The organism is Dietzia massiliensis, from assembly GCF_018390595.1.
In the GTDB taxonomy this organism is placed as follows: Bacteria; Actinomycetota; Actinomycetes; order Mycobacteriales; family Mycobacteriaceae; genus Dietzia; species Dietzia massiliensis.
In genome coordinates, this window is the sequence record NZ_JAHBAV010000236.1 from 1 (window position 1) to 416 (window position 416).

Genomic DNA, 416 nt, shown 5'->3' on the forward strand with positions numbered 1-416 from the left:
AAGCGCCTTGGTATTCTCTACCTGACCACCTGTGTCGGTTTGGGGTACGATTCAATGTTACCTGATGCTTAGAGGCTTTTCCTGGAAGCAGGGCATCAACTACTTCTGCACCGTAGTGCATCGTCATCACGCCTCAGGGTTAGTATGTAACCGGATTTACCAGGTCACACCCCCTACACGCTTAAACCGGGACAACCGTCGCCCGGCTAGCCTAGCCTTCTCCGTCCCCCCTTCGCAGTAACACCAAGTACAGGAATATTAACCTGTTTCCCATCGACTACGCTTTTCAGCCTCGCCTTAGGGGTCGACTCACCCTGCCCCGATTAACGTTGGACAGGAACCCTTGGTCTTCCGGCGAGCGGGCTTTTCACCCGCTTTATCGTTACTTATGTCAGCATTCGCACTTCTGATACCTC

The 416-nt window shown here is 53.1% G+C and carries 1 rRNA gene; it reads right to left on the minus strand.

The annotated features are described in order from the left end of the window. Window positions 1-416, minus strand: a 23S ribosomal RNA gene (locus KHA85_RS17015); the annotation flags it as partial.